A 25,886-nucleotide genomic window follows, 5' to 3' on the forward strand; every position below is an offset into this window, starting at 1 on the left:
GACATGATTGATGAAAGTGAAGTGTTGACACCTGCAGATGAAGAATATCACATTAACAAAAAGGAATTTACAATACCATTCGTATGTGGTGCACGTAACCTTGGTGAAGCACTAAGGAGAATTGACGAAGGTGCAGCTATGATTCGTACCAAAGGAGAACCTGGAACAGGAAACATTGTAGAAGCAGTTCGCCACATGAGAATGGTGATGGGAGAAATCAGAACAATACAGGGAATGGAGGAAGAGGAACTCTGGAAATATGCGCGAAACATCGAAGCTCCAATTGAACTTGTAAAGCAAACTGCAGAATTGGGCAAATTACCTGTTGTCAACTTTGCTGCAGGAGGAATTGCAACACCTGCTGACGCATCACTCATGATGCAGTTAGGTTCCGACGGCATTTTTGTGGGATCAGGAATATTCAAGTCAAACAATCCTGAAGCATTTGCAAAAGCAATAGTTGAAGCAACTGCAAATTACGACAAGCCTGAAGTATTGGCGGAAGTATCCAAAGGATTGGGCGAGGCCATGAAAGGTCTGGAAATGTCAACTTTGAGCGAATCCGACAGAATGCAGGACAGGGGAATTTAAAATTCCTCATATTTTTAATTATTTTTTAAGGTGCTTAGATGGTAAAAATCGGAATCCTAAATCTTCAGGGTGCAGTTTCAGAACACTTTGACATGACAAGAAAAACTGTTGAAAACTTAAAACTCGATATAGAAGTGGAAGAAGTAAGATACAGTGATGATGTTGAAAAATGTGATGGATTAATCATATCTGGTGGGGAAAGTACTGTAATTGGCAAGCTCATTAAGGAAAGGGGTATTGATAAAGTTATTAAAGAAAATAATATTCCTGTCTTTGGAACTTGTGCTGGAATGGTGCTTCTTGGCAAAAAAACAGATTTCAACCAGCCGCTACTTGAACTTATGGACATAACTGTTAAAAGAAATACCTATGGAAGGCAGAAGGATTCATTTGAAGCGGAAATTGAAATATTAAATCAAAAGTATTCTGGTGTGTTTATTAGAGCACCGGCACTTGAATCTTATGATGGGTCCAAAAATGATATTAAGATATTGTCAGAATTTGATGGTGAAATAATAGCCATTCAGCAAGGACACAACATTGCAATTTCATTTCATCCAGAATTAACAGAGGACACTTTAATTCATGAATATTTCATTGAAGAAGTTTTAACAAGTCTGAACCATTGACTGCTTTTAGAAGTTAATCAAATTGTAAACTTATAGACAATTATCCAAAATATGTAATATCAACTGACGAGTTTGACATGTCAAGAGATGGGATAAAACATATGAATATTTTAGATTTCTTATTGGGTGATGAAATTTAAAAATGGTTATTTAGGGATTTCTTCAATTAAAATTTTATGGAATTCCTGTTTAATCTCTTCAGATTCTTCATCTGTAACATCATCAACCAATTCTGATAATCCAAATAAAATCATTTGATATAAGGTGTTATTCATCTTTTTTCCTTTTTCAGTTAAAGAATACTCTGTTTTATTAGTTTCATTATCAACAATTTTTTTGATGATAAAACCTTCTTTTTCAAGATACTTTAAATTGTTGGATAATGATGCATTGCTCATTTCAGGATTTGCTTTTTTAAATTCATTGAAATATTTTTTACCTATGAAAAGGTCCCTTAAAATGTATAGTATCCATTTTCTTGAAAATAACTCATTTAACTTATTGAATGGACATGAATTGCTTGAAGATTTTTTGTTTGAATCCATAATAAATATTATATCGTGTTTATTATTAAAAATGATAGGTCAATTTCGTTTTACTTTTTAATTTAAATATCGGTTATTATATACTATCAATATGAATTTTAAACAATTAATGGAAAGAAGATATTCTGCTCGTGATTTTACATCAAAAGAGATATCTGATATTGATTTAAATGAAATAATTGAAATTGCGAAATTTTCCCCATCTTGGGCTAACTCCCAACCATGGAATGTATATATTGCTGCTGGTGACGCTCTATCTAAAATTCGCAGTAAATGGATAGAACAAAACGCCGATGAAATTGAGGGCAATTCCGATTTGCCATCAGGTCATAGGGAAGATTTTGGCCAAAGATGTTTAAATAACATGGACCAGTTGGTTGGTGATGTTTTTGGAGTCGTAGATGATCCTTCTGATTTTGCAAAAACTCAACCTGTTTTGTTCAATGCTCCTGCAGTTGTCTATTTGACTGTACCAAAAACTGCTCCTATGTGGTCTGTTTATGATTTAGGGGCTTTTTCCATGAGTTTGATGTTGGCTGCTGCTGAAAAGGATATTGATTCCATTCCAGCATATGAGCTTATTAAATATCCTGAAATATTACGTCAAAATTTACTAATTTCTGATGATGAAAGTATCATTGCCGGAATTGCTTTAGGATATGCATCAGATGCAAAAATAAATGATTTCAGATCATCTAGATTAGATTTGGATGATATTTTAAAAATTATTAAATAAGAATTTCTTAAATTCTTTACTTTTTCTTCTATTAAAATGGTATTCATCAAGTTAAATTTGGAAGTGTGGTATTCCAGGTAATTTGTTTATTTTTTGAATTATTAATAAGGTTAAATAGTTTATCTTACAAATTATGTACTAGGTTTTTTACATGAAGAATAATGTTATCTATCAAAGTGATGCATGTCCTATTAATTGTGTTAATGATTTGTTAAGTAGAAAATGGGTTTTTGGAATTATGAAAGACCTTTTTGCGGGTAAGAAACACTTCAATGAATTTAAAGAGGATAAACCAGAATTAAGCAATGTTGTTTTGTCTAAAACATTAAAGTATCTTGAAGACCAAGGAATGATTTCAAAAGAAATATGTGAAGATGAAGCGATAAGAAATACCGGATATTATCTCACTGAAAAAGGAAAGAAAATGAATAAAATATTATATGAGATGGTAATTTTCGGATTATATGAAATGGAAGGGGACTTAAGGACTGATGAATATAAAGATGAAATAAAAAAAGGATATGAGGAAATATTATTCTAGAGATGTCCTCTTGAAAGAACACCATCAAGTAATCCCGGTTTTTCCACATCAATTTTCCTGATAGCCTCTTTAAGTTTTTTCACCATGTCATCTTTATATTTAAGATATTGTGTGAATCCTATAAGATTATGAGGATGTGATCCGAAGAACAGACAGTCATCATCCATTTCCAAATTTTCCAATAACATCAATTCCTCTTCAAGAATTTCCCTTTCTGTCGCTTCAACAAATTCGCCGGCATCCCTCATGTCTGAAAGGGGAGTGTTTTCCTGAAGGGATGTTGAAGTAACTAGAATTCGTTTAGGCTTAAATCTGTTTAATAATTTCAAAGTTTCTTCAATATGTGCTTTGCAGTTTCCTCTTCCTGCAACACCTAACATTATAAGGGAATTATATTCCATATTAACATCTTCAAGTCTTTTTAATTGGACATATTCATCTTTTGCAGTGTATCCTTTTTTCATTTGCTCAAGTGCAGGGTCATATGCTGTTTCAAGCCCAATATATAATGAATCAAATTTCGCCTCTTTCAGTTTTCTTAAATCCTCATCTGATTTTGATTTGATATTTCTAACAGATGCATAACATGAGATGCACTCTATTTCCGGGAAATATTTATGGATCAATTCGGATATTTCCAATAATTTTCTTGCAGGCAATACAAATGCATCTCCATTGACGAGAAAAATTCTTTTTAAGTTTTTAGGATATTGCTCAGACATTTCCTTCAAATCACTTTCAATATCTTCAATTGGTGATATTCCAAATTTCTGCTCATGATACATTGTGCAAAAGGAACATTTCCTCCATGAACAGCCATATGTGACTTCTAGAAGGGGGGTGTATGCTTCCAATGGTGGTCTGTAAACCGGTCCTGTATAATGCATTATTTCAGCTCCTATTTTTGTTTTATATAATATAATTTCATTGAGGTGTCATATAAAATAAAAAGTAACCTCAAGATAACTGGTAATTTCAAACTTACTTATTTTATTTTTTTCAGTGAATGTAATCTATCAAATAATCAATGCTGCTGTCATTAAAATGAATGTATTGTGATTGTTTACAATTTAATAATGTATGTATCTCATTAAATGCAAGGTTTCTAAAAATTAATTCACTTTTCAACTCTGCATATACATTAACTACTTTTCAAAAACAAGTTTCAAATAAGAAATGGTGATAGTTGATGTTATAATCAAGACAGTTTGGCTTTTAGTTTTTTGTATTTTTTAAAAACATGTTCATAGCCTTTTTTATAGAATGGGCATGCTTTAATGCATTCAACACAACCTTTAGTGCAGCCAATGCATAAATCTGCAATAAACTCCACATTTTTATTTTTTCTGTTTATGATAAGTGCTTCTTGTGGGCATGCTTTAACGCAGGAATTACAGTAGTTGCAGTATCTTGAAATCCATTCATGTTTATTACAATTTAATAAAGGCAAGTTTTCAATGTTCACCAATATTGCAGCTATCTTTTGATTAGGTCCTTTTTTTGGACTTATTAATAATCCGCTTTTTCCAATTGCCCCCATTCCTGCTTTTTGAGCCAAATGAGAGAAATCAATTGTTTCCTCTCTTGGATGAGCAACCATTGTTTCAAAACCATGGGATCTTAAGTAATCTGAAATTTCATACGTGATGTTTCCAAAACTTTCATATAATTCATTATTGAACGCTTGTGCCTTATCTCCAGCTCCTTCATCATGAATACTTTTGCTGATTTCATATGAAATCACAATTGCTGAATCAAAGTCAAAATTCAAGCCGTGTAAAAAATAATCATTAATTCCATTCACATAGGCCACTTCGATAATTCCCAATTCCTGAAGATATTTTTCAAACTCATTAAGTAAATCATTTGAAATTGTTGATTGAGGATTAGAAGGATTATCTAATTTATGGGTGTCTGGAAATGAAATATCTCCACAGCAGGATTTATTACCTGATTTTACTAATACATCCTGAACTAGTCCGTCAAAATTCCAATTGTCACTCATCAGCAACACCCACATGAACAACTTGAGTTAATTTCATAACCAAATTTTTTTAGGAAAATATTGAATTTGTAATATCTTAATTCATTTTCATTTACAAAAGATAATATTCTAATTTCATCCTTTTTGGTTAAATTTTTCAAAGTATTAAATGACCAATTTTCGTTAAGTTTGTCGGCAGATTCTTCTGAGAATTGTAGTGCGATTTGGGCAAAAGGAAAATCAAATTCATCTGCATGTCCACTATGGATTAACATTTTATCTTCTGATTTTTCAAGGATTATCATTTTATCTGTATCTGGAAGCAGCAGCGCTATTTTTGCTTTATCTTTTAATGCGGAGAATTCGTAATAATTATCATTTACAAATGATTTCCATATTTCTAAATCCATTTTAATCCTACTCCATTCTTTTGTTAATTTCCTTTTTAATGATTTCAACACATTTTTCTCCCTCATCATCTAGTCTGAAAGGATCTTTGCTTGAAATGTTATGTGGTTCTAGGATTTCTCCTACTTCTATTGTTTGTTTCACGGTTATTCCTTTGTTTTTTAGAATTTTATTTACACAATTATTTGAACATCCATTTATTGCTATTATTGGGTATTTTTTTAGCATTGGATTATTTTTACCTTCTATATCTGCAGAAGTTGAACCCATACAGATCGATATGATATTTTCGTTTTCTTTTTTACAATCTCCTACTGCAACACGTGATACTAGTCCATTGGGACTCATACCATTGCATGAGGCTAATGCTATTTTTTCAACCATACTTCATCATTCCACTATATTGAATAAGTTTTCCAAGATTTCAATAATATTTTCATCAGCTAACCGGTAATAAATCCATTTTCCTTCTTTTCTTGTTAAAAGAATATTTTCTTTCTTCATCATGTTTAGATGATGTGAAATTGTGGATTGGGATCTGTCCATGGCTTCCAATATTTCACAGACACATAATTCACCGTTTTTTAATAAATATATCATTTTTAATCTTGTAGGATCAGCTAAAGATTTCAATAATGTTGCATTGTTTTCTAGTTTTTTAGGGGAGGGAGTATTTTTTAGTAATTCTTCAACTGAACATTCTCTGCAACAGTCCTCCTTGTTTTCAGATACCATATACATAATTATAATTTCGACATATTTAAGAATATCGATATGATATTTGTAATTCCTAATTTATATATCCATATATTTAAATCTATCGATATGTTTTTTTCATGATAAGTTATGTAAAATTTTCAATATTTAACGTTACATTAAAACAATAGCTATTTATTTTAGCTTTAATCAGAGGGATTTAATTTCATATTAATGGTCTGATTGTTAGTGTTGTTTTTTCAATACCTAATGTATATTTCAGTGCAAGATGGGCACTTTTGAAATCAGAAACATTAATGTTAATATTACTATATTTATTATATAATTTATATAAAAAGGATAATAAAATATTATTTATGACATTGATAAAAGAATTGCAGATTAACATTGTAATGAGTAATTACAATCAGAGAAGCAGTAGCTATTCATCCAACTATGATTATTTGTTCTTGGATAATTTGGAGGATAGTTCTTTTGCTAATTTATTCAGAAACGATTTAAAAATCTTAAAATCAAAACATTGGATGGAACAGCATGTTCAGTAATGTACATTCCAGCTTATGGATCTCAACGTGCAGCAATACTTGTCAGAATTCCAGTTGGAAAAATTTCTGAAACTACAAAGCTGATCCTTGAAGTTCATGACACCACCTTCTCAAGCACTTTATCAACAGGTGGCGATCTGTTAATGTTTGATGCAAACTCTGATACATCTCAAACTTTTTCATGGAATACTCAGTATTAAGTATCAACAATGACTCAACAGATGGCTGGAAATTTCTACGTGCTAGATTCGCCCCAAGCTTTGATAGTTGAGTTCCAAACGATTTATTTACAACATTTGCTTCAGGTCAAGACTTAAGCAATAATCGTGTTACAGTAATCAGATTTAAACATATTGATGGTAATGTTGCCGTTAATGATAATGGAACATATCCTGGTACAACTGTTGGAAGTTACATGATGCAATCAGATTTTAATCTCACAACGTGCATTGTTGAAACAGATATACCTGAAGAGATTAACGAAATAGATTATCTTAAAGAAGTGGACTATAACACATTAGAAGTTAAAGGCGAGATAAAATACTTTGTAGCTATTGTTAGTGATAAATATCATGAGATAGCTAGTGAATTTCCATAAAACATTAACACCCACCATCACCAATTCAAAACTTAATTTCTGAAATCCGTTCAGTATATCATCATATATAATATACATTAGAAAATTTAATAGAAACATATTTAATAGTTTTTTAACTAATATATGTGTGTATGAAAATAAATAAATTAATTGTTTTAAGTTTGATTTTGCTGATATTATTCACATTATCAGCAGTATCTGCAGAAAAAAACATAACGAACTTTACAAGTAATGGGGATTTATTAACCTCAGATTCACCAAATGCTAATTTCAATGATTTAAATAAAGACATAAATAAAAGTACAAATGAATTAAAACTTACTCGTGACTATGTCTACGATGAAGGCAATGACATCAATTTCACAGATGGAATTAATGTCTCCAAAAGCAACTTCCTTTTGGACGGTAACGGATATAGTATTGACGGGAACGGAAAAGCGAGAATATTTAATATAATTGGCAACAATGTCACTCTAAAAAATTTGATAATCAAAAATGCATTAAATGGTGCTGTGTCTTTCGTTCAGCCAAATGCAGAGTATTATCTGGACAATGTCACCATTCAAAACTCATCCTCCAAATATTCTTATGGTGGAATTGAATTAAATGCTACTAATTTGGTTGTAAACAATTCAAAATTTATTTCAAATACTGGTACTGACAGTTCAGACATTTTTTTCAACGAAAAGTGTAATGTGATTGTTGTAAATTCCACTTTTGAAGGTGGAATTGAGTCAAAATGGTCACATATTTATTTTTCTGGCGGAGCATTGATTGTTGACGGTTCCACTTTTGCAAATTCACGTTCAAGCTATGCCAATGCAATTTATGGTGAAGATGGTAGGGTGACTGTACGTAACACTAAATTCAGAAATCTTACTGTTTTGAATAGTGCTGGTGCAATTGGCGTTAAATATGCGGTTAATTTAACTGTTGAGGATTGTGAATTTACAAATATCACTTCAGGTAAGGATGGTGGGGTGATTTTTGCTGATATTGATCAGGGTTATGTGACAATCGCCAACTCAAAATTCCATGGTTGTTTTGCGGCATTTGGAGGTGCCGTAATGCAGCTTAGAGCTGAGTTAAATATCATTAACTCAACTTTCGAAGATAATATTGCAATGTATGATGGTGGAGTATTATGGACATCATATGCTAACGTATCCATTGAAAATTCCACATTCAAGAGAAATAATGTTGTTAAAGAAGATTTGGAAATTGGGGGAGTATTGTACTTTGATAAAGGAAACATATTAATCAAGGGTTCAACTTTCATTGACAATCACGGATCAAACAAAGGGGATGCGGTATTCACCTATGATTCCAAACTCACATTACAAAACAACACCTTCAAGGACAACGGAAATGCCTTATACTCAGTATTCTCAACACAAGACATTGCCGAAGACAATAAATTCAATAATGATTTGGTTTCTGTTAACAACACATTTTATGCAACAATTGTGGTAAACGACGGAATAGAATTAACACTGATTAATAACACTCCTTATAAATTTGACACATTGCCGGATAAATTCAATTTAAAGGATTATGGATTAGTGGGTCCTGTCAGAGACCAGGGTTATATGGGTGCCTGCTGGACATTTGCAACATCCGGTGCTTTAGAATCAGCATTGCTTAAAGCAACCGGAAAATTATATAATTTTTCACAGGACAATATTCAAAATACAATGCTTCAATATTCAATTTATGGAGTTGATGGAATTTTAGAAGGTGCACAACAATCCACAGGTGTCGGATATCTTGTAAACTGGTACGGTCCATATCCAACCGATCTGGATAGATATGATGAGCTTGGAAAAGTATCCACTCATATCAACATGGCAAATGAAAGCATACATGTTCAGGACGTAGTGTTCTTCCCGGCTCGTCAAAATGCAACAGACAATTATATCTTTAAAAAAGCATTAATGGACTACGGAGCATTTCTAGTGGCAATTTATTCAGGTGAGAGTTCAAAATATTATAACGAAACATCTGCTGCACGTTATTACAATGGGACTAAAGGTATAAATCATGCGGTAACTCTTGTTGGTTGGGATGATAATTATCTTGCAAGTAATTTCCTAAATCCTCCTTCTGGTGATGGTGCATGGATTATTAAAAACAGCTGGGGTACAGACTGGGGAGATGAAGGCTATTTCTACCTGTCATATTATGATACCTCATTCAATACTCAAAACCCTTGGCAGTATCCATACTATGCGGCTTACTTATTTAACAACACTGTTCCATACAATAAGAATTATCAAGCAGATGCAGGACAGTTAAATAACTTTGTAGGTCAATACAAGTACTTCTCAAATACCTACACTGCTCTTGAAGATGATTTAATTGCAGCCGTGGGTACTTACTTTGATAGTGAGGGAGTTGATTATGAATTTGATATTTATGTTAATGGAGTGTTAAAACACACACAAAATGGTGTAAGCCCATTTGCAGGTTATCATACCATCAAATTAACACAATACATTCCAATTTCAGCAAATGATACTTTTAAAGTTGTATTCAAAAATAGTTCTCTACCTTTCGAATCTAATTCAAGACATCATCATAAGGAAAACGTTTCATTTGGAAGTGTGGATGGTGTCAATTGGGAGGATTGCTAAAAATAATGTAACAGCAATATTGAAAGTCTACACTGTCGCTAAACCTGTAGTTCCACCAACACCAGTAGTTCCATCAAAACCGGTTATCACAGGCAATAAGGATGTTGTCATGCTTTACTCCGCTGGCACCGCTTATAAGGTTAGTGTAACTATCGACGGCAGGGCGGTAGTCGGTGAATACGTAACCTTCAAATTCAACGGTGTCACCAAAAAGGTTAAAACCGACAGCAAAGGTTATGCAACTTATAAAATACCTACTGTTAAACCAAAATCAAGTAAATATGCAATCACTGCAACATATAAAGATGTAACTGTTAAAAACAAGGTTAAAGTGAACAGCATTGTTGTTGCTAAAAACCTTAAGGCTAAAAAATCTGCAAAAGTCCTTAAAATCAAAGTGACCTTGAAAAAGGTTAACAAGAAATACATTAAAGGTAAATACGTAACCTTGAAATTCAAAGGCAAAACCTATAAGGTAAAAACCAGCAAGAAAGGTGTTGCAATTTTCAAAATCAAAAAGAATGTGCTTAAAAAACTTAAAGTTGGTAAAAAATACTCCTATAAGGTTTCTTATGGTAAAGATGCTGTAAGCAAAAAAATAACCGTTAAAAAATAGGGATTATATTTTTCCCTATTTCTTTTTTTACTAGGGGTTTTCAGATAATCTCTATTTCATATTCAAAGCCATCGATTAAAAGATGGATGATGTATCTCAATTTAAGAATCATCCTCCTGAAGGGTTTCCGGAATCTCGCCAAACCAGTTGCTTCTCTTTCCGATGTAATAAAGTAAGATACCGAAAATTACAGAGCCCATGGTTGAAATTATTAAATCAGCCATTTGTATTGTTGAGGTTGAGGATTGAATTCCGAACATGACCAGTAAGCTGAAGGATAAGTTATTTGCAGTATGGAATGCGGAACTGACTTCCAGACCATTGGCTTTCCATGCTAAAAATCCCATTACTAAACCTGAAATTATTATCCCAATGTTTCCTATACCATTGTATCCGTGGGTGAATCCAAAGATTATGGCTTGGAGAATGATTGCCAATAATGGTATGTTAAACCATGACCCTAAGGTTTGCATAAGAAGTCCACGGAACACGTATTCTTCAGCAATACATTGTAGCGGCACTACAATTAGGAGGATTATAAAAAACAGTATTGTAAAATGATAATTTCCCCCATTACCCAGTATTACGGATTCAATAATTCCAACGACAAGGAATAAAATAAACGGGATTATAAATGCCTTGAGATAGAGTTGGGTGTTCCATCCTCCACGTGAAGAGGAGTATGAGGAAAACGGTCTATCCTTAACAATTTTACTTGCAAGGTACAAAGATGGAAGCATGATGACCACTCCCAAATGAGAATAGATTTCGCCTATCTCGGAGTTCATGACTTCATATCCTCCCTGCAGGAGTTGGACCATAATGTTTTCTCCACATATTGCATAGAAAACGGCAATTAATAGTAGGTTGAGTATTAAAAATATTATTGCACCTATTATGAAAACCAGTATTGGCTTGTACCATCTGTATTTTTCAAAAGTTTTTGGAAATGTTATGTATTCTGAAATCTCTTTACCTGTCATATGGACATATTTCTATTTATTTGCATATAATGTTATAGGAATATGTTTTATAGGTGTTTTTTGTGAAAATTATTCGTTAGATAAAATCTGATTTTTCAAGAATTTCAGTGACTGCCAAATATTAGATTATATCTCAAGTATTTCGATTCACAAAAGACAGACAAGAAAACAATAACAGATGCTAAAGCCAGTAAAGGTTCCAACTGTGTGGACTGGGGACAAGTATATTACAGAATAGCTAAATCATTAGGTTATGACGTGCAGTTTGTCCATGTCAAATGCAGAGTTTCAGGAACGGGCCACATCAGATTAAGATTAAGACATAAGAAACATACTGGAGGAAAATGGATTAACCGTGATCCTGCTGCAGTAGCAGATATAACTTCAGGAAATGTAAAATCAATCTGGTGTGAAGATGGAAATGTAATAGCTATTGATCCATCCTGGATATTTACAGATTTGTACAGTAGTTAACGTTAATGTTAACTATTATTCTTTTTTTAACATTAATATCAACTGTTAACTATTCATAAATTGCTTTCCGAAACTCTTGTATATCACATTTTAAAATCATATTTGATTCTCAATAGGGCATTCGTTAATGTTAATGTTATTTCATTAAATTAAAAGAAAAAAAGTAACTATTAATTTAATAGACTGTAACCTTCATTATTCTATAGGCAACAATAACTATTAAAAATTAATAATTTTGCTTATGAGAAAATTGATAATTTTATATAATTGAAATAATAAAATATTATATTAATTATTATATACAGGTTGTAATAGCTATGGCCAATGTTAATAATACCTCATCCTACATGGATGAAGACAAAAAGCAAATTATTAAAGAGTCCAATTATACCTATAGAGATGCTCTTGAAGTTTCAGCATATCTTATCGAAACAGGTAAGTTCGAAAGATTCTACAAGGAAATGCAAATCCACGACCTTCAAAAAGAACTTGACGAAATGGATGAATAAAACTTCAAAACAAAAATCTCAGGTAATAACTCTAAAAAGAAACTATTTTTAATTGCAAAGGTAATAATAAAAATTATTATTACTTTTATATTTTTTAAATAATATAATTTTATATATAATACATAATAAATTAATATATTATGATACCTGAAAAAACCAACATCAGCGCAAGAGTGGATTTAATACTCAAAAAATAGTAGAAGAATTAACCTTCAACCATAAGGATTCTTAGGAGCTGGAGCAAAAACTGATAGATAATTTCGATTTTTAGTAGATAATTTATATACTGATATGCAACAGCAAATATGTAGTTAATTAAAAGGAATCAAAAGTTACATAATCATGACTCACCATTTCTAATAGGTGATGCTGTAAAGGAAATTTCAGAGCCAAGTTATATTGATGCTCAAATTAGCTTAGGCCTTGGATAATTTAAAGTTAATCAGAATGCATTGAAAATCAATCTTACAGAATTGCGGTATTCTCGCAGTATTATGATAAAAATCCAATCCAAAAATTTAATCGATGGGAAAGCAAATATAAACTCATGCTCATGTTTAAAAGTTAGCATGTAAAAATATTTTTTAAAATTAGGAGGATTAATAAATATGAATGAAAAGGCTAACGAGAGTTCTTGGTTTCCGTTAATAGTTGTGGCTTGTGCTTCCTTTATTATAGTGTTGGACTCTTTCTTCATGAATGTTAGCATTTCTCGAATTGTTGTTGATTTGAATGCTGATGTTAGTACTATTCAAATGATTGTGTCGTTTTGTACTCTTATCACTGCTGCGTTGATACTGTTCAGTACCAAACTTCAGGACATAGTTGGTAAAAAGAAACTGTTTGTAATTGGTGCTGCACTTTTTGGTATAGGAATATTTGCTGCAGTATTAAGTTCAAGTGTTACAATGTTTTTTGTCGGATGGGCAGCGATTAAAGGTGTTGCTGCGGCATTAATGCTGCCTGCCATAGTTTCAATAATAAGCGGAATATATTCCGGCAGAAAGCGTACAATTGCTTTGGCAACTCTCGGTGTAATGGCAGGACTTGCAGATATTTTAGCTCCACTCCTTGGTGGGCTTATTACAACTTATCTCAGCTGGAGATACACTTTTGCATTTGAATTAATATTCATTTTATTTATTTTAGTAATGCAAAATAAAATACCTGATTTTAAACCTACTGAATCTAAAAGCGATCTTGATATTATTGGTGCTATACTTTCCGGTATATGTCTTCTTTTGCTTGTGCTTGGTATTTTGACTCTGACTAAGGATGTTGCTACCAGCATAATTGAGATAATTTTGGGATTGATAGTCTTGGCAATCTTTATATGGTTTGAACTCAAAAGAAAAAGGTCAGGCAAGGTGCCATTGCTTGATGTTGAATTATTTAGAGACAAAAATTTGCGTATAGGTACATCTATTAAGTTATTATATAATATTGTAATATCAGGAACATTTTTTGTAATGGTTCTGTTTTTCCAAAGTGTATTGCAGTTAAATCCATTCGATACGGGGTTGGCTTCACTTCCGTTTGTTATGGCTTTGTTTATTTTTTCATTGACCGCTCCAAAACTAATGGGAAAACTGAATCACAAGACACTCATGGCAGTAGGATGTATAATATCTATTGTAGGATGTCTGATTTTAAGTTATCAATTTAAATTAAATGTAAATATGCTGGATTTAATTCCGGGGCAGTTTTTACTTGGGGCAGGTATTGGTTTTATGATGGCTTTAGCTGCGGATGTTGCATTATTTGATGTTCCTGCTGAAGGCCAAAATAATGCATCTGGTATTATTACAACTGGTGAGACATTAGGTTCCTCATTGGGTACAGCAATCATTGGAATAATTCTAATTCTTGGAGTTATGGGTGGTATTAGTACTGCAGTCGATACCTATGCGCCTGATTATTCAGGAGATGAACAATTCCATCAGGAGGTCTATGACTACTTCCAAAAATTAGATACTATAGAGGGACAAGACAGTATTGTTGTGGATACTGCGGATATAATTATTCAGAATGCAATGGCCTCCGTAATGTATGGATTAGCCATCGTGTTAGCAACTATGTTAATTATAACGCTGAGGATAAAAAATAAAAATATTAAAAAACAATGAGAGGCAATCTCTCATTTGCCTTTTTTTTTAAAATTGTTTGGGTGTTGGCAGAAATTATTGAATTTTGATTTTATTTTTTTTCATTTTTCACAGATTGTGTAATAATATATATTATTTAAAAACTAAATTACTAATATGAAAAAATTTTTGAGTTTTTCACTAAAACACCAATGGAAAACAGTGCTGATTATTTTCGCGCTAATAGCCGTTCAGACATTCTTTCAAATGGAAATTATTGACCTGTTTGGTGCTGCTTTGACTGGAGTTAAACAGCAGAATGTTGATTTGCTTTTCAAATCCGGATTGAATATGGTAGGGTATACAATCCTTTCAATGATTGCCCTTTATGCGGTTTCTTTACTCTCAACAAGAGTGGCTTCAAATGCAGCATATAAAATTCGTGAGAAAATATTTCATATTCTGATGAACCTGCCTGATGAGGAAATTGCTCAATTTAAAATTTCAGGGCTAACTACTAGGTCAACTAGAGGTATGTCTTCAGAACAGGGATTTTTAGTGATAATACTCGAACAATTAATTCTGATTCCCGTTACATTCATAGCAGTCGTATATGAAATAGCATTGATTGATACGTCTTATGCGATATTTTTCTTGGTATTGATTGCTATTATTTCCATGATTATAATTTTGAGAATGAAAAAAATTGTAGAAATATTTTTCAGAGCTAAAAAGACATACGGAATGCTAAACCAGTTATTCCTATCTAAAATCAGTGATATAGCTGATAAAATCCCATATAACAAACAGGAGTATGAGGCTGAATTTGAAAAGGCATGTGAGAATTCATATGATAAAAACGTTAAGTATATTTCTAGTCAATATTACCTGGGGCCGCTGTTAATGTGGGGTTTATATTTCATTGTTTTGATTACCTTGGCAATGGTTAATTCCGGATACACAATCGGCTTTGAAACAGACAGCGTATTTGACTCATTCATTATTTTAATGTATATTGCCTACTTCATTGGTACCTTGGGTCCTATTCCAGCATTGATTGACAGGTGGCCACGTGCATATGCCACTTCAGTGCGTTTAGAGGAAGTCCTGACTATTGAAGATAAAATCATAGACTCCAAAAATACAAATGATATTCCAAAAGAAATAGAAATTGTTGAGGAGGATATTGCCTGGGAGGATAAGGGCATATGGGCTGAAAGAAACGAAATCTTGGACAAATTCACTGACATATTAAAAGACGACCGGACCAAAATAACAATATCAATGATTTTGCTTACGGTATCTACCTTGTGTATGGTTTATGCCCCTAAAGTTGCAGGAAAGACTGCTGATTTATTGCTTTCTAATTCAAATACATTCAACGACCCTACTGTCTACACTAATCTTGCCATATTGATTTTATTATATTCAGGAGGATATCTCTTAACAATACCTACAAAGAAAATCATGGGAACTATTGGCGAAAAGGTGGCATATAATTTAAGAATGAAATTATTTGATAAGATCGATGCTATTGGTTCACAATACATTAAAGAAAATTCAAAGGGTCTCATCTTTTCTAGATTAAACAACGACGTGATGAACATCCGTGAGTTTGTCTCTTCCCGCTTTTCTGATATTTATGCGCAAATCCTATCAATAATCCTTGTAATTGTATTGATGTTGATGACAGACTTTAGATTGAGCCTGGTATATATTGCGATATTGCCGATTTATGCCATTGCATTCTATTTATGTGACTATAAATCTAGAAATTACTACGACGGTCATCAAAAGCATTTAGGAAGATTGATGGGCAATTTTGAAAGGGGTCTCTCAAATCGTGATTCATTCCATGAAAAAGGATTTGAAAAACTCAATCAGACTGTAATTGACTATTATACTAAATCCAAAAATGTCACTAATGTCATGGTGCCTGTTACAACCTTTTTAACAAATATAAGTACCATAACTGTTTATATGGCAGGGATTTACTTCTTATCAGTTAATGAGATTCAGCTGGGAACTCTATTGGCAGTTATCATGTATGGACAATTACTGAATAAGCCTATTAAAAAACTAAGTACCTCTATGGCCTCCATTGAAACTTCATTTTCAAGCATCAAAAGGATATTTGCGATTATTGACTATCAAAAGGATGAATAATTGCATATCTGCCAAGTCATTTCATTCAAATAGGTTATAGAATTCTTTCATGATATATAATCGTATTGCAGTTCCCACTATTTTGGTATGGAATGCCTTCCATCATGAACAAATGGATGGAAGACACATTCGAGCACGGATGGTCACACGGATCAACCGGTGATAAACTCCAAGGAAAAAAATTAATCGCTTCATTTACCGCAGGTGCACCTGAAGAAGCCTATCAAAAGGATGGAATAATGGGTTATGAGATTGAAGAATATCTCCCACCAATCAAATCAATGTGTGGACTTTGCGGGATGGAATTTGCGGATTACGTATTTACAGGTGGTGTTTCATTCGAATTAAGGACCAATCCTGATGAGATTGACAAAATTAAAGAAAAAGCAAAAAGTCATGCAACAAAACTGGTTTCAATAATTGAAAAAATATAACCTCCTAATTATGCATTTAAGTTTAAATATTTGAAATCAATTATAAACCATCACCTAACCAACTTAAAGTTCATTATTTTGAATTAGTCATTATTAATTCGTTAGATGTTATATTTTTTCCAAAACATTTAAATTTTAAAAATAATAAATTTTTTGTCTAGATAATAATTTTTAGATTACTGGTTTCACAAGGAAAAATTATATGGAATTTGAAAATAAAAACGGATTAGTAACATTAATTATACTCATAATGGCTTCTGCAGTCACATTGATATCGCAAAGCATTGTAACAACAAGTCTACCATATTATATGGCGGATTTCTCAGTATCTTCTGCAACTGTACAATGGACATACTCCGTGTTTCTGCTGGTGCTTGGAGTGATGATTCCACCAACTGCATATATCACAAAAAGATTCAAGATTAAAACGATACTGACAACATCACTTGTGTTATTCATAATCGGGTCAGTACTTTGTTTTTTATCAAAAAGCTTTGAAATGTTGATTGTTGGAAGAATCCTGGAAGCTATGGGAACAGGTATTCTAATGCCGATAGGTCAGATATTGATTTTCAGAATCATGCCTGAAGAAAAATGGGCATTTTTCATGGGATTGATGGGATTTCTTGTAGGAATAGTGCCTGCAATGGGTCCGACAATGGGAGGAATCATAATTGATTTGTATAATTGGAGAGTTATTTTTGAATTTTTAGCTATAATAACATTTGTAATCTTAATTTTAGCAGTCCTGTTTGTCAAATTTGAACTTGAAACCCAAGATTATCCATTGGATTTTACATCTTTGATATTGTCAATACTGTTCTGTGCAGGTTTGATGATAGGCTTTTCAAATATTGCCGAATTCGCATTCAGCTTAACTCATGTAATTTTGCCGATTGTTATTGGTGTTATCACATTGGGGATATTTGTCAAACGTCAAAACAAAATTGAAAAGCCGCTGATTAACTTGAATGTTCTTAAAAATAAGTATTTTGTCTCTGGGACTGTTTTTGCAGCATTACTTTACTTTGTAATGTGTGGAATCAATGTGATGGTACCTCTGTTTGTTCAAAGTGTAGCATATTACTCCCCAACAGAATCAGGACTCATTTTGTTTCCGTCAGCATTAATCATGATAGTGTTCAATTTCTTAAGTCCGGTAATGGCAGATAAGATTGGAATAAAACCTGTTTTGATAGCTTCATCAGTTTTAAATATAATCGGATTTGCCGCTATGATGACATATAATATGAACTCAACATTTGAATATCTTTTAATCACTCAGTTAATCAGGGGAATTGGCTGCGGACTCGGATTATCTCCGGCAATCACATGGGCAATGAGTGTTGTGGCAGGTGATGTTGAGGATGCAACTGCAATCAACAATACTGCAAGACAGGTTATAGGTGCAATCGGTTCATCAGTTACGGTTGTTATAATGCAAATCTTGGCAAACGGAAACATTACCCATAATCAGATTTCCGTTAATTCATTTAGCATGACTTCTTTGATGATGATAATAATAACAGTGATTCTATTGACAATAACTATACTGTTTATTAAGAATAAGAAGGATATTGTGGATGTATAATAAATAAAATGAAATAATTTTGGCACTGCCTTAAACTGTTCTCCATTTATTCCCTTTTTAAGTTATTTTCATTGAATTGAAGTTTCAAGAAAGTAAAACTATTAAAATTAAATATTGTGTCATTATAAACTATATTTTACATTATAAAAAGAGTATTGAAATGGGCCCGACGGGAATTGAACCCGCGACATCAAGGTTAAGAGCCAAGCGCTCTGCCAGACTGAGCTACGGGCCCATTGAATTTTATTTAATTAAAAATAATTATTTGTACTTTACCATATTTAACTATTTTGTTTTGATAATAATATTCTCCAATAATGGAAATTTGAATCATTGAAATTAAATTTGAATGAACTCCTGTTTAAATAGAAAATTTAGCTTAAGATTGTTGCTTTTCAACTGACCGCTCATTTGATTTAAATATGAGTAAAAATAAAATAATAGATGACGATAATGTTATTTCATTAAATTTTCAGCAAAAGCTGTAAACTAAAAACAGATCAAGCAATTTTTTTGGTAAATTAAGTATGGGGAAATTGAATTTAAACCGGTCAGTGAATTTAAAAATATTCATGAATGGAATAATTACGTTGAAAATAAGAAGAAAAACATTGAAGATAATCAATATTTTGGTTGAACCAATGAAAAGGGATGAGGAACCTATTGCGAACTTGTCATGTATTCCATGGCTTGATTTTGATGCAATGACAAACATTATTGCAAGTCCAAATCAAATCATGCCTGTAATTAGTTGGGGAAGATTGACTGACGGTAAAATTCCAATTTCATTAACTGCCAGTCATGTTTTCATCTTCGGATGGCATTTCAAACTGTTTTATGAAAAAGTTGAAAAATATTTAAACAATCCTGAAAAATTGTTTAAGTAATTATTTATATTTTTTGAGAAATGCTGCCGTAACAATGGCAGTTAAAATAACGGATATCACATTAGCAATCATTGAAGGCAGTCTTAAGCCTTCAGGTGCCTGCAGTATGTATCCAAATGCAATTAATGTACAAACAGTTGCTGGAAGTAATGCAATAATGTATGGTTTTTCTTTTTGGATTAAATAAACGCTTGCAGCATATAATACTATCATCGCCACTATCAGTTGAGACCATGCAAAATATCTCCAGATCAAACTGAAATCAATAAAAGTCAAAGCAAAGGAAATTAAAAATAACGGAATTGCTGTTTTCAGTCTTGAAATAAGTTTTTCATGATTAAGATGGAGTTCATCGGCAATAGTTATTCTTGAGCTTCTAAGTGAAGTGTCTCCTGATGTAATTGGACAGATAACTATTCCAATTATTGTTAAAACCAAACCTATTGGTCCGACTAATGTTTGTGCCATTTCATAGACGGCCACTGAAGGTGTGGCACTATATATTGCTGCCAGCTGTGGCTGACCGTGGAAGAATGCCATTGCAATTGCCGCCCAACAGAGTGCAACAAGACCTTCCAGAACCATTGAACCGAAAAACACCGGTCGGGCATCCAATTCATTTTCAATGCATCTTGCAACAATCGGTGACTGGGATGCATGAAAACCTGAAATGGCTCCGCATGCAATGGTTACAAATAGATACGGGAAAATGCTTTTATCAGTTAGGTACAGTCCTTGTGTTGTAAACTCTGGGATGGTGTATGCGGGATTTAAAATCAATGCTCCTGTCATCATTATTATCATAATCAGTAGTAACGCTCCAAAAACAGGATATATCTTTCCAATTATTTTATCAACCGGAAATACTGTTGCAATCAGGAAATAAAGGAATATTATTGCTGTCAATAGGAGTACGTTGATATTGGTTAAACTGTTAAGTAACTCCGCAGCTCCTTTTGCAAATGTTGCCGCAACAAGAATTCCTGTAATTATGATGACAACTGCCATGAACTTTTGGACTTTACTTCCCAAATACTTTGAAATAATGTTCGGCAGTGTTAATCCGTCATTTCTGAGGGACAGGTATCCTGAGAAGAAATCATGGACAGAACCAATGAATATTGTACCTAATGTGATCCATACGAAAGCGGCAGGGCCAAACAGTGCACCTTGAATTGCTCCAAATATCGGTCCCAAACCTGCAATATTTAAGAAATGGACTAAAAAACTCTTAATTTTGGGCATTGGCATATAATCGACGCCATCCTGCAGTTTATATGCAGGTGTTTGGCGGGTTTCATCAACACCACTGATCCTTTCAATAAATTTCCCATAAATGAAATATGATGCAATCAATGCTAAAAAACATATTAAAAAACTGTACATGCTATTATGTTTATATGTTATTCTTTAAAAAATATTGCATGGGATATGTTATATTTTAAGTTTTTTTGAATAGTGTATTGGTTTTGTTGGTGTAAAAAAAGAAAAAAAGGTAATTGGATCATTTGCCAATTACTTCTTCGATTAATTTTTCATTTGGAGCATCTATCTCTACTAGTGTCTCGTTTGCCAGGTATAGAAATACGCATCTTCCGTCATCTTTTTGTTCAAACATACCTTGGGCGTGTGAGATATTTTTCATTACAGTATTTCCGGCAGGAGATATATATAATAATGTTTCTTTGTTTTTGGTATCAGGGTTTGAATATCAAAAAAAGTTACAATTCTATTAAAAATAAAATAAAAAGAGTTAAAAAAAATAAAAGCAATCGAAAAGATTGCTTAATGTTTATTCTGCAATGTATAAGCTTATACCTTCAACTATTAAAGTTATACCTATTAGTATTGCTGCGAATAATGGAGTAGCTAATGATAATGCTCCAAGGATGAATGGCACAATACCTAAGATTATTATAAATATTGAAAGGATTTTTGATGAGCCGCTTGTAAACAGACCTGAAATACCTAATAACACAATAATAATTCCAATGATATAGAACTGTATTCCTAATAGGAATGATAATGCGCTGATGTTGAATATAAATAATAATCCAAATATGATAGCAAGAATTCCAACAATAACATTAAATGCTGAAAATCCGGATAATAAGGATGCTATTCCTAAGAATACTAAACTTACTCCAATCAGTATGGAAACTAATCCGGTACTAATAACAGGGAAAATTATAAAAATTAATCCTAAAATTATGGATAATATTCCTGCGATTTTATTTTGTTCCATGTTTTTTCCTCCTAAAAATTGTTTTGCTCACTTTTTCAAGTGAAAAATGTTAAAACCTAAAAAGCAAAATACTTTTTACAATATAGGTTTTTATTGTTTTCAGTATTTATTTTTATGGTTAAATTCATTTGAAATTAAGAATTTCTAAAATTCTGCAAAAAAAATAAAAAAAATAAAAAATAGAAAAAAATATAGCTTAAAAAATTAAGCTATATCAGAATATAACAATCCAACGGCTCTTTGAGCAAAGATTGCCATGTATGGTGTTACGAAAACTGAAAGAATTGATAAAATCGGTACAAGGTTAGTGATAGCTGATAAAACAGCACCAACGATTCCGACAATTATAATGACCAATATGATCACTGCTACTACTTTAAGTATACCAATTCTTTTTATGTCTTTTGCAGCTTCGAAAACGTTTAATGCTTCACCTAAACTGCCTGTATTAGCCAATCTTGCTTCAGCCATGCATTGGATGAATGAAAAGATTACAAATACCACCACTGCAACAGTTAAAGTGAATGTTAAACCAATCAACAGATTTACAAGTGCATGTGATAATGCATCGGTTATGACAATTGTAGATCCTAAATAAGTTAACCATGCTTGTGAACTGATTTCATGTGCAATTATTGCTAGGTTTTCGAAAATGTGTGAAAGATAACCCACAACCACAACAATGAAAGCCGGAATTAAAAAATAGACGATTGCAACAATGAAACTGTCAAAACCTGTGATGAAATTATCCCACCATACGAATTGGGGAACATTTTCATCCATTTCAATACCTGACTTGATGACGGTTATCAGATAACCTGACAGTACCCATCCGATTAACAGTGAAATCACAATCGCAATTCCACCCCACATGAAAAGCTCAGGAACAGCAATTCCCATTGCATACATTATTGTTCCAAAAATACAAAATGCCGCTGCCACCACAGATAACACGACATAAATTAAAAGTGTCTTTATATCGGTTGATGGAAATACAAAGGAGTCCTTAATTATTTCTATTATATCCATATTTTCACCTATAATTTTTTTTTTAAAATACTCTTTAAAGAGACATTAGTAATTTATCTAAAAAATACTATTTATATTTGTTTAAATGATTTAAGATTTGAATTTTTAAAATAATTTTCTTTAAATATTATTAAATACAATATTCAATTAAGATTTGGGTGTTTCATTCATTTGAAATATGTGAATATTTTATGGCAAAATCTGAAAATTAATTATTAATCTTAAACATTGAGGTACGATAAATGGATAATAAAAAAATTATTATAATTGCAATAATTATCTTAATCATTGTGGGAGGAATTCTTTTTGTAGTTCTGACTTCACAGAATTATGAAAGGGTTGAAATAACTCCAAATGGAACAACTATAGACATTCCGGCCAATAAAACCAAGTTTGATGGTGATATTGAAAGTGTTAAAGTCTGGAATTGGGACAAGGGATTGCTTGTTACATACAACAGTTACGAGGATGACAGTCTCATCAGGGCATCCGAAATGGGGTTCAATTCCCTGAACAAAATTGTAACAAATGGAGAAAAGCAGAATATTGACGGGTTTACATGCTATGTGATAAATGCTGATGAACTGTTGGAGGTTCATGTATTTAGTCTCATTAAAGTAAATTACAACGGTAAATTCTATTGCATACCGTTATCCAATCAAACAACTCACGACAATATTCTAATCTGCTGTAAGGACAAGGATATTGCAGTTCATATGGCAAAATCTGTTGAGTACAAAAATGTCTATCATGAAAAACCTGGTTTAAACAAAACGTTATCCAAAGTGGAAAATATGACTGATGATTTGAAATCAAAAGCAAGTGATTTAGCAAACAACACTAATTTAAGTGGCATTCAATCCACAATAGAAGATAAAACCGGATTGAATTTGAATGATGCAAAATCTAAAGTAGAGCAGTACACTGGAAAATTGCCAATATGAAATAAAGGATGCGATTACTATGGAAATTATTAATGGAAAACAAATTCCTAAAAGGAGTCTGAAAAGAAGTTTAATTGTATTTATTGGAAATGTCATAGGATTATATCTGATAAGCTATTTGGAACTGGGTGTTGAAATCAGCCACTCTGGTGACATAATGCTTTTAGTGATATTTATCAGTTTAGTTAATGCATTGCTCTGGCCAATTCTAACAAGAATAGCCATGCCGTTTCTGGTTTTAACATTTGGTGTAGGAACATTAATTCTGAATGGGTTGCTTCTTCAGATTTTTGCACCAATGTTTGGAATTCAAATTAAGGGGGCTGCACTGATTCTTGCACCAATAGGAATGGCTGCCGTTACTACCATACTGTCTTCATTAATAACAATCAATGATGACAGTTCATATTATCGTGCTGTTTTTAATGATGCGGAAAAGAAAAGAAAAAGTGACGTCAAGGATTATCCGGGAGTGATAATTGTTGAAATTGACGGGCTTGCCTATGAAGTTTTACGTGAAGCGGTCGAAAGAGGGGACATGCCTACCATGAAAGAAATGATTGAGGGCAATGATTACAATCTTAGAATGTGGGAAACAGATCTCTCTTCCCAAACCGGTGCAAGCCAGGCGGGAATTCTTCATGGAAACAATGAGGGCATTGTTGCATTCAGATGGATAGAAAAAAGCAACGGCAATCAGATGATGCAATGTTCAGGAATCACTAAAGTGCCGGAATTGGAAAAGAGGATTTCAAATGGAGACGGATTGCTCGTGGATAATGGGGCAAGCAGATCCAATTTGTTCTCAGGGGATACTGACAATGTGATATTTACATTCAGTAAGATTATGGACTTTGGGAAACTTTACAATAAGGCATGGTATTCAGTATTTTCAAATCCGAGCAATTTTGCACGTATAATTGCCTTGTTTCTTGCAGATATTGTACGTGAAATCTGGTCACAAATCACACATTCAATAAGAAACGTCAGGCCAAGAATAAAACGTGGAATAATGTACATTCCAACAAGGGCAGCTACAAATGTCTTTATGAGGGAAATCAACACTTCCACATTGATTGGGGATATGATGGTAGGGGATGTTGATGTTGCATACTCAACATACCTTGGTTATGATGAAATAGCGCACCACTCCGGAGTCCGGGACAGTGACGCATGGATTGCCTTAAGGCAAATGGACGAGCAAATCAGGCACCTGACCGAAGCAAACAGGTATTGTCCTAGGGACTATCAATTTGTGATTCAATCAGACCACGGTCAGACAAACGGTGCCACATTCACCCAAAGATACGGTCAGACCTTTGAGGACTTTGTCAAATCACTGTTGCCGGAAGATATGACTGTGTTTGCAAAAATGACTTCAAATGATGACCACTTCGTAGCGGACTATACTCCATTTGCAAGAAAAGAGAAAAAAATTGAAAAAGAGAAAAAAGAGGCACAGGAATTAAGTGACTCTGAAGTAATTGTTCTGGCTTCAGGTAACCTTGCAATGATTTATCTGACCCAATGGAGTAAAAGACTCACATATGAGGAACTTAACGGTTATTTCCCTGAACTGATTCCGGGAATCGTTAACAATGAGTATGTTGGTTTTATTTTGGTCAAATCCCAGGAACATGGGGACCTGGCTATAGGTAAAAATGGAACATACTATCTTGACAGTGGTGAAATTGATGGTGAAAATCCTCTTGAAGGATTTGGGGACAACATCGTCAGACATTTAAAAAGAACCAGCTCCTTTGAACATACACCGGACATCCTGGTTAACAGTTTCTATGATGAGGAAGCTGATGAGGTGTGTGCATTTGAGGAATTGGTCGGAAGCCATGGTGGAGCCGGTGGAGACCAGTCCAAACCGTTCATTTTGTACCCTTCAAGCTGGAAGGTCAGTGATGATGATATTGTCGGTGCGGAAAATATCTATAAACTGTTAAAAGAGAATTTAGCAGAATTAAAAAAAATAAATAAATAAACAA

At 32.9% G+C, this 25,886-nt stretch carries 28 protein-coding genes and 1 tRNA gene; 18 read left to right on the forward strand and 11 right to left on the reverse strand.

The window, feature by feature from the left end; genetic code table 11:
- The coding region (locus QZV03_RS06365) for a pyridoxal 5'-phosphate synthase lyase subunit PdxS (RefSeq protein WP_296874994.1) at window positions 1–591 on the forward strand (591 nt) is incomplete at its 5' end.
- Window positions 592–629: 38 nt separating this feature from the next.
- The gene (gene pdxT, locus QZV03_RS06370; RefSeq protein WP_292876359.1) at window positions 630–1,220 is read left to right on the forward strand and encodes a pyridoxal 5'-phosphate synthase glutaminase subunit PdxT; all 591 of its coding nucleotides are present in this window, start codon (window positions 630–632) and stop codon (window positions 1,218–1,220) included.
- A 146-nt stretch (window positions 1,221–1,366) separates the two neighbouring features.
- On the opposite strand, the gene QZV03_RS06375 is transcribed toward pdxT, so the two are convergent.
- On the reverse strand, window positions 1,367–1,765 hold the full coding sequence (locus QZV03_RS06375) for a helix-turn-helix domain-containing protein (RefSeq protein ID WP_296874997.1): 399 nt from the start codon (window positions 1,763–1,765) through the stop codon (window positions 1,367–1,369).
- A gap of 109 nt (window positions 1,766–1,874) precedes the next feature.
- Here QZV03_RS06375 and QZV03_RS06380 point away from each other — a divergent pair, with 109 nt between their 5' ends.
- A complete protein-coding gene (locus tag QZV03_RS06380) occupies window positions 1,875–2,501 on the forward strand; it encodes a nitroreductase (RefSeq protein WP_296874999.1) in 627 nt (208 codons plus the stop codon).
- Window positions 2,502–2,652: 151 nt separating this feature from the next.
- Entirely contained in the window at window positions 2,653–3,042 is a 390-nt protein-coding gene (locus QZV03_RS06385; RefSeq protein WP_296875001.1) for a helix-turn-helix domain-containing protein, read from the forward strand.
- Here QZV03_RS06385 and QZV03_RS06390 read toward each other — a convergent pair.
- From QZV03_RS06390 to QZV03_RS06410, 5 genes are all read right to left on the reverse strand, one after another.
- The gene (locus tag QZV03_RS06390) at window positions 3,039–3,929 is read right to left on the reverse strand and encodes a radical SAM protein (protein ID WP_296875003.1); all 891 of its coding nucleotides are present in this window, start codon (window positions 3,927–3,929) and stop codon (window positions 3,039–3,041) included. The two genes, QZV03_RS06385 and QZV03_RS06390, sit on opposite strands and share 4 nt — an antisense overlap.
- Before the next feature lie 311 nt (window positions 3,930–4,240).
- On the reverse strand, window positions 4,241–5,047 hold the full coding sequence (locus QZV03_RS06395; RefSeq protein WP_296875005.1) for a 4Fe-4S dicluster domain-containing protein: 807 nt from the start codon (window positions 5,045–5,047) through the stop codon (window positions 4,241–4,243).
- Window positions 5,047–5,484, reverse strand: a complete 438-nt coding sequence (locus QZV03_RS06400) for a hypothetical protein (protein ID WP_296875007.1) — start codon at window positions 5,482–5,484, stop codon at window positions 5,047–5,049. The genes QZV03_RS06395 and QZV03_RS06400 overlap by 1 nt, the downstream gene beginning before the upstream one ends.
- Window positions 5,444–5,818 carry a putative zinc-binding protein gene (locus tag QZV03_RS06405; RefSeq protein ID WP_296875009.1) on the reverse strand — a complete coding sequence of 125 codons (375 nt, stop codon included), beginning with the start codon at window positions 5,816–5,818 and terminating at the stop codon, window positions 5,444–5,446. The genes QZV03_RS06400 and QZV03_RS06405 overlap by 41 nt, the downstream gene beginning before the upstream one ends.
- A gap of 6 nt (window positions 5,819–5,824) precedes the next feature.
- A complete protein-coding gene (locus QZV03_RS06410; protein WP_296875013.1) occupies window positions 5,825–6,169 on the reverse strand; it encodes a metalloregulator ArsR/SmtB family transcription factor in 345 nt (114 codons plus the stop codon).
- Between the two features lie 338 nt (window positions 6,170–6,507).
- On the opposite strand from QZV03_RS06410, the gene QZV03_RS06415 reads away from it, so the two are divergent.
- The 5 genes from QZV03_RS06415 (at window position 6,508) to QZV03_RS06435 (ending at window position 10,543) form a co-directional block, all read left to right on the forward strand.
- Entirely contained in the window at window positions 6,508–6,696 is a 189-nt protein-coding gene (locus tag QZV03_RS06415) for a hypothetical protein (protein ID WP_296875015.1), read from the forward strand.
- Entirely contained in the window at window positions 6,672–6,896 is a 225-nt protein-coding gene (locus QZV03_RS06420) for a hypothetical protein (RefSeq protein ID WP_296875017.1), read from the forward strand. Before QZV03_RS06415 ends, QZV03_RS06420 begins: the two co-directional genes overlap by 25 nt.
- A gap of 215 nt (window positions 6,897–7,111) precedes the next feature.
- On the forward strand, window positions 7,112–7,294 hold the full coding sequence (locus tag QZV03_RS06425) for a hypothetical protein (protein ID WP_296875019.1): 183 nt from the start codon (window positions 7,112–7,114) through the stop codon (window positions 7,292–7,294).
- A gap of 131 nt (window positions 7,295–7,425) precedes the next feature.
- On the forward strand, window positions 7,426–9,927 hold the full coding sequence (locus tag QZV03_RS06430) for a C1 family peptidase (protein WP_296875021.1): 2,502 nt from the start codon (window positions 7,426–7,428) through the stop codon (window positions 9,925–9,927).
- A complete protein-coding gene (locus QZV03_RS06435) occupies window positions 9,902–10,543 on the forward strand; it encodes a hypothetical protein (protein WP_296875024.1) in 642 nt (213 codons plus the stop codon). The genes QZV03_RS06430 and QZV03_RS06435 overlap by 26 nt, the downstream gene beginning before the upstream one ends.
- Before the next feature lie 101 nt (window positions 10,544–10,644).
- Here the strand turns inward: QZV03_RS06435 and QZV03_RS06440 are convergent, their stop codons facing one another.
- A complete protein-coding gene (locus tag QZV03_RS06440) occupies window positions 10,645–11,526 on the reverse strand; it encodes a CPBP family intramembrane glutamic endopeptidase (protein ID WP_296875026.1) in 882 nt (293 codons plus the stop codon).
- A gap of 120 nt (window positions 11,527–11,646) precedes the next feature.
- Here QZV03_RS06440 and QZV03_RS06445 point away from each other — a divergent pair, with 120 nt between their 5' ends.
- From QZV03_RS06445 to QZV03_RS06470, 6 genes are all read left to right on the forward strand, one after another.
- Complete coding sequence (locus QZV03_RS06445; protein ID WP_296875128.1) at window positions 11,647–12,000, forward strand: hypothetical protein; 354 nt, start codon at window positions 11,647–11,649, stop codon at window positions 11,998–12,000.
- 317 nt (window positions 12,001–12,317) lie between these two features.
- The gene (locus QZV03_RS06450; RefSeq protein WP_296875028.1) at window positions 12,318–12,509 is read left to right on the forward strand and encodes a hypothetical protein; all 192 of its coding nucleotides are present in this window, start codon (window positions 12,318–12,320) and stop codon (window positions 12,507–12,509) included.
- Window positions 12,510–13,117: 608 nt separating this feature from the next.
- Window positions 13,118–14,635, forward strand: a complete 1,518-nt coding sequence (locus QZV03_RS06455) for an MFS transporter (RefSeq protein ID WP_296875030.1) — start codon at window positions 13,118–13,120, stop codon at window positions 14,633–14,635.
- Window positions 14,636–14,770: 135 nt separating this feature from the next.
- A complete protein-coding gene (locus QZV03_RS06460) occupies window positions 14,771–16,759 on the forward strand; it encodes an ABC transporter transmembrane domain-containing protein (RefSeq protein ID WP_296875032.1) in 1,989 nt (662 codons plus the stop codon).
- 65 nt (window positions 16,760–16,824) lie between these two features.
- Window positions 16,825–17,193 (forward strand): NAD(P)H-dependent oxidoreductase, encoded by a 369-nt coding sequence (locus QZV03_RS06465; protein ID WP_296875036.1) that lies wholly within the window; start codon window positions 16,825–16,827, stop codon window positions 17,191–17,193.
- Between the two features lie 202 nt (window positions 17,194–17,395).
- Window positions 17,396–18,784, forward strand: a complete 1,389-nt coding sequence (locus QZV03_RS06470; RefSeq protein ID WP_296875038.1) for a DHA2 family efflux MFS transporter permease subunit — start codon at window positions 17,396–17,398, stop codon at window positions 18,782–18,784.
- Between the two features lie 161 nt (window positions 18,785–18,945).
- On the opposite strand, the gene QZV03_RS06475 is transcribed toward QZV03_RS06470, so the two are convergent.
- Window positions 18,946–19,019: transfer RNA gene (locus tag QZV03_RS06475), tRNA-Lys, on the reverse strand.
- Window positions 19,020–19,356: 337 nt separating this feature from the next.
- Here QZV03_RS06475 and QZV03_RS06480 point away from each other — a divergent pair.
- A complete protein-coding gene (locus tag QZV03_RS06480; protein ID WP_296875043.1) occupies window positions 19,357–19,671 on the forward strand; it encodes a hypothetical protein in 315 nt (104 codons plus the stop codon).
- Here QZV03_RS06480 and QZV03_RS06485 read toward each other — a convergent pair whose 3' ends face one another.
- From QZV03_RS06485 to QZV03_RS06495, 3 genes are all read right to left on the reverse strand, one after another.
- The gene (locus tag QZV03_RS06485) at window positions 19,672–21,057 is read right to left on the reverse strand and encodes a carbon starvation protein A (RefSeq protein WP_296875047.1); all 1,386 of its coding nucleotides are present in this window, start codon (window positions 21,055–21,057) and stop codon (window positions 19,672–19,674) included.
- 406 nt (window positions 21,058–21,463) lie between these two features.
- Window positions 21,464–21,916 carry a DUF308 domain-containing protein gene (locus QZV03_RS06490; protein ID WP_296875052.1) on the reverse strand — a complete coding sequence of 151 codons (453 nt, stop codon included), beginning with the start codon at window positions 21,914–21,916 and terminating at the stop codon, window positions 21,464–21,466.
- Between the two features lie 204 nt (window positions 21,917–22,120).
- Window positions 22,121–22,945, reverse strand: a complete 825-nt coding sequence (locus QZV03_RS06495) for a DUF4013 domain-containing protein (protein ID WP_296875055.1) — start codon at window positions 22,943–22,945, stop codon at window positions 22,121–22,123.
- Between the two features lie 242 nt (window positions 22,946–23,187).
- Here QZV03_RS06495 and QZV03_RS06500 point away from each other — a divergent pair, with 242 nt between their 5' ends.
- Window positions 23,188–23,889: a hypothetical protein gene (locus QZV03_RS06500; protein WP_296875058.1), complete on the forward strand. Its 702-nt coding sequence runs from the start codon at window positions 23,188–23,190 to the stop codon at window positions 23,887–23,889.
- A gap of 19 nt (window positions 23,890–23,908) precedes the next feature.
- Window positions 23,909–25,882 carry a phage holin family protein gene (locus tag QZV03_RS06505; protein WP_296875060.1) on the forward strand — a complete coding sequence of 658 codons (1,974 nt, stop codon included), beginning with the start codon at window positions 23,909–23,911 and terminating at the stop codon, window positions 25,880–25,882.
- The last annotated feature ends 4 nt before the right edge of the window (window positions 25,883–25,886 follow it).

Origin of the sequence: uncultured Methanobrevibacter sp. (genome assembly GCF_902788255.1) — an archaeon.
Lineage (GTDB): Archaea > Methanobacteriota > Methanobacteria > Methanobacteriales > Methanobacteriaceae > Methanocatella.